General features: G+C 63.1%; 11 protein-coding genes. 3 read left to right on the top strand and 8 right to left on the bottom strand.

Going from position 1 to position 5726, the window contains the following annotated elements; translation table 11 throughout:
- Window positions 1–12: 12 nt before the first annotated feature.
- Entirely contained in the window at window positions 13–939 is a 927-nt protein-coding gene (locus EN993_RS29925; RefSeq protein ID WP_127265583.1) for an alpha/beta hydrolase, read from the bottom strand.
- A gap of 149 nt (window positions 940–1088) precedes the next feature.
- Between EN993_RS29925 and EN993_RS29920 the strand changes: the two genes are divergently transcribed.
- Together EN993_RS29920 and EN993_RS38400 are read left to right on the top strand one after the other, a co-directional pair.
- The gene (locus EN993_RS29920) at window positions 1089–1388 is read left to right on the top strand and encodes a hypothetical protein (RefSeq protein WP_127265582.1); all 300 of its coding nucleotides are present in this window, start codon (window positions 1089–1091) and stop codon (window positions 1386–1388) included.
- A gap of 90 nt (window positions 1389–1478) precedes the next feature.
- Window positions 1479–1613: a hypothetical protein gene (locus EN993_RS38400; protein WP_274533679.1), complete on the top strand. Its 135-nt coding sequence runs from the start codon at window positions 1479–1481 to the stop codon at window positions 1611–1613.
- A gap of 61 nt (window positions 1614–1674) precedes the next feature.
- Here EN993_RS38400 and EN993_RS29915 read toward each other — a convergent pair whose 3' ends face one another.
- From EN993_RS29915 to EN993_RS29900, 4 genes are all read right to left on the bottom strand, one after another.
- Complete coding sequence (locus tag EN993_RS29915) at window positions 1675–1920, bottom strand: DUF982 domain-containing protein (protein ID WP_127265581.1); 246 nt, start codon at window positions 1918–1920, stop codon at window positions 1675–1677.
- A gap of 13 nt (window positions 1921–1933) precedes the next feature.
- Complete coding sequence (locus EN993_RS29910; RefSeq protein WP_109660911.1) at window positions 1934–2170, bottom strand: DUF982 domain-containing protein; 237 nt, start codon at window positions 2168–2170, stop codon at window positions 1934–1936.
- 131 nt (window positions 2171–2301) lie between these two features.
- Window positions 2302–2745 (bottom strand): GFA family protein, encoded by a 444-nt coding sequence (locus EN993_RS29905; RefSeq protein ID WP_109661442.1) that lies wholly within the window; start codon window positions 2743–2745, stop codon window positions 2302–2304.
- 127 nt (window positions 2746–2872) lie between these two features.
- Window positions 2873–3052, bottom strand: a complete 180-nt coding sequence (locus EN993_RS29900; protein WP_024501602.1) for a DUF3606 domain-containing protein — start codon at window positions 3050–3052, stop codon at window positions 2873–2875.
- 745 nt (window positions 3053–3797) lie between these two features.
- Here EN993_RS29900 and EN993_RS29895 point away from each other — a divergent pair.
- On the top strand, window positions 3798–4226 hold the full coding sequence (locus EN993_RS29895) for a DoxX family protein (protein WP_109660913.1): 429 nt from the start codon (window positions 3798–3800) through the stop codon (window positions 4224–4226).
- 35 nt (window positions 4227–4261) lie between these two features.
- Here the strand turns inward: EN993_RS29895 and EN993_RS29890 are convergent, their stop codons facing one another.
- From EN993_RS29890 to EN993_RS29880, 3 genes are all read right to left on the bottom strand, one after another.
- Entirely contained in the window at window positions 4262–4531 is a 270-nt protein-coding gene (locus EN993_RS29890) for a hypothetical protein (RefSeq protein ID WP_109660915.1), read from the bottom strand.
- A 143-nt stretch (window positions 4532–4674) separates the two neighbouring features.
- Window positions 4675–4980, bottom strand: coding sequence for a hypothetical protein (locus EN993_RS29885; RefSeq protein ID WP_109660917.1), 306 nt, complete (start codon window positions 4978–4980; stop codon window positions 4675–4677).
- Between the two features lie 306 nt (window positions 4981–5286).
- Window positions 5287–5726, bottom strand: a 440-nt coding sequence (locus EN993_RS29880; protein WP_127265580.1) for a methyltransferase domain-containing protein, incomplete at its 5' end; no start/stop codon positions are given.

Here is a 5726-nt window from a genome sequence, read left to right as displayed (position 1 = left end):
GCCCTTGAGGGCTCACCGGCGCGAAAGGATCTTCTGGGCGGCATGGCCCGGTTCGCCGAAGAAGCCGGCCAGCGCGTCGACGGTCTGCGCCGGGTTCTCCTCGGGAAAGAAATGTCCACCTGGCATCGCCTGGCCGCGCACGTCATCGGCCCAGCCGCGCCACAGCGCCAGCGGCCCGCCTTCGCCGGCATACCATTCGGCCAATGCGCCTTGACCGCTCCACAGCGCCAGCAGCGGGCAACGGATGCGCCGGCCGGCGGCCTTGTCCGAACGGTCGTGCTCGCGGTCAAGCGTCGCCGCTGCCCGGTATTCCTCGCAGATTGCATGGATGTGGGAAGGGTCGCGCAAGGCATCGACATAGGCCCGACGCACTTCGGCTGGAAACACCGACGGTGATGAGCCCCAGCCGCTCAACGCATTTTCGATGATCGCCTCGGCGGCGCCAGCCAGGATCTTTTCCGGCAACGGCTCGGGCTGCGCCAGCAACGACCATGGCCAATAGCCCAGCGCCAGCCTGGCGTCGGCTCGATCCCAGACATCGGCCGTGGCTATGATGTCGAGCAAGGCGAGCTTTTCGATGCTGTCGGGATGATCAAGCGCCATGCGGTAGCCGACACGCCCGCCGCGATCATGGCCGGCGACCATGAAGCGGCTGAAACCAAGTTTTTCCATCAGCGCCACCATGTCGGCGGCCATGGAGCGCTTGGCGTAGGGCGCGTGATCGGGAGTGGAGGCCGGACAGGAACTGCCGCCATAGCCGCGCAAATCGGCGCAGACGACGCTGAACCGGTCGGCCAGGACGGGCGCAATGTCGTGCCACATCAGATGTGTTTGCGGAAAGCCGTGCAGCAACAGCAGCGGCGGGCCACTGCCGGCACGCAGGCAGAATATGCCGGCATCACCGGTGTCGATTTCCGCGCTTTGAAACTCATTGAACATGGTCGCCTCCGGCACGCGCAACGGGCGGCGAACGGATTTGGTTGCAACACGGCTGGCGCGCAAGCGGCCAACCTTTTTCATCGACAGGCGTTGTCCCTGTGAAGGGAAAGGTCGCCGCGGGCGGCCGTGACAGGAAGAAGGAGGCCGAGATGAGAATTCTCGCCATCGTCCCATTCAGCCTGATGCTGGCGCTGGCAATGCCGGCTGCGGCCCAGCAGGACGACAGCCAGGCGCCGCAGGCCGATAAATGCCGGGTCCAGACGGAGCAAGACGCAAAACAGGAACAGCAGCCTGGCAGCGACAATCTGACGGAGAAGCTCAACGATTGCGGCGGTGTGCTGAAACCGCCCGCGACCGGCGACCAGGGAATGGCAGCGCCGGCGCCCGATGAAGGCAAGATGCCGGTGATCAAGCCGGGGCAGGTGCCGGCTCAGCCGCCGAAACAATAAACGCAGGCTCGCCGGTATCATCGCTCAAGCTAATGGAACCTCGGTTTCCCAGGAACGTTTCTCTCACGACTGGAATTTGGAGAGATTATTGTGAGAGATATTGCGACCACGGCCACATTGCTTGCCTCGATTGCCGTTGTGATTGCTTTGGTTCTGCTGGCGCCAAAGAGTTTTGGCTTCGAAAGCTCTAACCCGATCGTACAAGGCGAGCTTCCCGCCGAGTGATCAGACCGATTTTGCACCAAAAAGCAGGCGAGGCACCGTGCCTCGCCTGCTTCTTGGTGCCTTACCGAACCAGCACGCCGGCATGGTTGCAGAGCGCGGCGAACGCTTCCTGCGCCTCGGCGGCACCCGCCTTGCCTTCCAACGCTGCTTCGACCTGTTCGCGCGCGGCCTGATAGAACGGGCCGCGCTTGGCCTGCGGCCAGTCGATGAGGATTTCGCTGGCGTCCCCGAGCGTGGTGATGTCGCGGATCGTGTCGGAGCCATGCGGTCTGATCCGCATCGGCGTGGACAGCATCAACTCGGCCATGTCCTGTTTTCCGCTACTGGAGGAATTTTGCTTCGCGCGCGGCGTCGATCATTGCCCGCATCGCCTTTTCCGGCGGCGTCCAGCCGTCCAGCGCGTCGCGACAGCTGCGCAGCGCCGCCCGGTATTGCCGGCCCTGGCCGGCCGGCCAGTCGCCGAGGCATTCCAGGCCTTCCCAGGCACTGCGCACGACGCGCTCACGCTCGGGGGCAAACTTCAACTTGATGGGTCGGGGAAACATCTTGTCGTTCAACGGTCGTCTCCGTGACTGATGCATGTCGCCCAAAAGTGCACAGCGGTTTTGGGGAAAACGATATGCACAAAGAACGAGGCGCCGGATAACGTCGCCGGCAGGGGTGGGTTCCCTGCCGGCGAGATCAAATCTCACTCGGCCGCGTCGGCATCCGACAGCGACCTCGGCGTCGGCACTTCGGCGTCGTGCGCCGCCGGCCGGTCATGCTCGAACTGTTCGGTGTCGGGCAAGGCATGCAGCCAGGTCTCGCGCCTTGAGGTCCACAATTCATATTCGGGTACGAGATCGGTCGGCGCGATGTCGAGGCTGCCGATCGTCACCTCGGCCTCGTTGTCGTCAACCCAGGCGACGCGGCCACCGCAGGTCGGGCAGAAGCTGCGTGTGCCATAGGAACTGACAAGGCCAGTCGTCTCGAAGGCCTCGCGCGGCCAGATGGCAAAGGCCGAATAGACCGAGCCGCCGGCCTTGCGGCAATCCTTGCAATGGCAAAGACCAATGCGCAGCGGCGCACCGCTGACCGAGAACTGCACGCCGCCGCACAGGCAACTGCCGGTCCTGCGTATGGTGTCGGACATGGCAACCTCCGTCATTGCGTGGCGCTGCGGGCCGGGTGCTCGTCTGGCACAGAGCCGGATTGGCTCGTCCGGGACAGAGCCGCATCGGCTCGTCCGGATTGAGCCCCGTCCCGATCCCGGGAAAGGCCTAGCCGCGCGCCGCCATATGGGCATCGAGCTTCTTGCGCGATGGCCCGTAGCGCTTGATGATGGTCTGCGCCTCGCTTGGCGGGATGCCGTATTTGCGGGCAAAGGCGGCGACCTCGTAAGGCTCTTCGCTCGAGACCAGCTTGCGGTCCTGTTTCGTCTTCGACTTGTCGTCAGCCATCCCAGGCCTCACTTTCTGTTGTCGGGGAAACGCGCAGCCGTCGGCGCCCGATCCCGCGATCAACAGGACATAACACAGATCGGCGTCGCTGGTTCCACCGGCACGACAATAACGCCATGCCCCGCCAAACGCCGCCAGGTGCGGCTACGGCTTCGCAAGCCTGTATCAGGCCGATGGCCGCATCGGGTCGGCGTCGGAAAGGTGGTCGCCGTCACATTCGGAACAGGCGGTGCTGACTCCGGGGCAGCCGCGCTGGTGCGTGCCGGCGGGGCAGCAATTGCCATTGGAACTCGTCCAGCGCGGGCATTGGAAGACTTGGCCGGCGCCGCCGCAGCCGCTGCATTCCAGTGCCGTCGACCGGACGGCAAGGGATTTTATCCTGAACCTGAGGTTCGTGCCCAATTTCAAACCCGCCCGAATTAACTGCACCGGTACACGCCTGTGCATTAGCCCCAGCTAACAATAGCACAATCGCGGTTACCAACAAGTTTCATGATCAAGGGATGCACCGATGATCAATGCCTTGGCCATGTCCATTTCCCCCTTCGAGCGGGCAATAATATACCGTCAGCCGGCAAACCGAAAATCGGTCCTGCCGGCACGGTGCATGGTTTCAAGAGGCATCCCGGATCCCTGGCGGAGCGCCTGCATCGCGCTTGTCGATTAAAAAATTGGCCTGATGTGTCGGACCTGGCGATCGTCGCGCGTCCTAGGAGCGACCAACCTGCAAAGCTGGAGAACGAGCATGTCGTCGCAAATCACCCAATCGCCGTGGCAGACCGCGGCCCTTCTCATCGCCCGGCTGATCTTCGCGGGCGTCTTCCTGATGGCCGTGACCTTCAAGTTCATGGGCATGGAGGCGACCGCCGGCTATATCGCCGCCGCCGGCTTTCCGTTTCCGCTGTTCCTGGCCTGGTGCGCGGCGATCCTGGAAGTCGCCCTGGTGCTGTGCTTCCTGACCGGCGCCTTCTTCACCCAGGCGGCCCTGATCGCCGCCGCCTATGTGCTGTTCCTCGCCTTTGCCTTCCACGGGCCCAGCCACTGGGCCGGAAACCAGGCCGAGTTCGGCTTCTTCATCGACCATTTTTCCTTCCTGGCCGGACTGCTGTTTGCGGCGGTGCACGGGCCGGGCCGGGTGCTTTCGCTAAACCTGGGATGGCCGGGCAGGGCGTGAGCACCATGCGGCGCGGTCGCGAAAGAATGGCCTGTCTATTCCTGCGTCAGGCGCTCGCCATACTCACGCCAAAGCGCCTTCACCTCCAGGCTGCCGAGGCGAGGGGCCGAAGGATCGCTCGAGGTGATGGCGACGGCGCTGATATCGTATTGGGGATAAGCGTGGGCGACGAAGCGGATCGCTTCGCCGAGCGAACGCACGCGGATGACCGGGTCGGCCTGGCCCTGGCCGGTGCTGCGCACCCCGGAAACCGTGGCCGGTGCATGCCGCACCCTGAACACGGATGCCATGGCTGGTCTGTCCATCGTCTTCTCCCACAAGGGCGTGTGACGGGAATCATTCCATGCGTGTTGGCTAATGATTTCACAGCCGTCGGCCAAAAACCAGCCAGCCGGCAAAAACGGGATTTCCGCGGGGTTGCCAGTGTCGGTCCGTCGTTCTGGAGCCCTCATAGCTGGTCGTTGTAGGGTTCCTTGATCTTGCCGACCATGCGGGCCAGCTTCGAGAAGGAGGGCATGTCCGCCTCCGGCTGGCACTGATTGGCGAGGCCCAGCAGCCGGATCGGGAAGTTGACGGCGTCACGGCTTGAAGCGGACATGCCGTCGGATCGCTCCTGACTGGTTTCGCCGGCCTCGGTCTTGCGCAGCGCCAAATCGATTTCCTCCGCCGTCAGCACCCCTTTTTGAACCAGGAGGTGGTTGATAGACGCGACGGCCATCAGCAGGCCTTCGAGTTGAAGATTGGCGACATTCATGGTGATTGCTCCCGTGGCCAGAGCAATTCCAGGAAAAGTGTGAAACGGTTTTCCGTCCGGAATTGCGCCAGATCCAGATCGAAACGCGCGAGCGGCGTTTTCGCTCCGGAGGGCGCGGCGAGGCTATGCCTTTGCAGATCTTCAGGATCGCCCGAAAAAGCGGCATAGGAATTTTTTCTTAGAAAATCGTTGACGGGGTGAGGGCAGCCATGCTACATATTTGTCCATGGTGCTGATTTGCGCCAAAGACCCGCCGCCGAGGCGGGTTTTGTGTTTCTGCCCCTTGCGGAGCGAGCTGGGCTCCGGTCAGGCAATCTTCGAGACGATGACGGCCAGCGACGCCAGCCTGCCTTCGCTCAGGCTGCGGATGTAATTCTTGCGCCGCTGCACGAATTCAGCGCCGAGCACGATCTCATTGGCCTGCTGTTGTGCAGGCGAGGGAATGATACCGGAGCTGGCCCTTTTCAACGCCAGTTCGACATGTTCGCCGGTCTCGTCGACGATTTCGTCAATGTGGAAGCCTGCGTCGACGAACAGGGCTTTCAGAGCGTTTCGATCAACAAGGTGGCTGGCCTCCGGCGCGACCGCCCAGGGCAACGGGTAATGCGGCTCACCGCCAGCCAGCACGGCTTCCGTCCAGATCAGCTTGCCGCCCGGCTTCAGAACGCGAAAAGCCTGCGCGATCACGGCGGCCTTGTCGGCGATGTTCATGCCGACATAGAAGCAGATTGCCGCGTCGAACGTGT

It is taken from the genome of Mesorhizobium sp. M7D.F.Ca.US.004.01.2.1 (assembly GCF_003997785.1).
GTDB lineage: Bacteria > Pseudomonadota > Alphaproteobacteria > Rhizobiales > Rhizobiaceae > Mesorhizobium > Mesorhizobium loti.
This window is presented reverse-complemented; position numbering and strand designations above follow the sequence as displayed.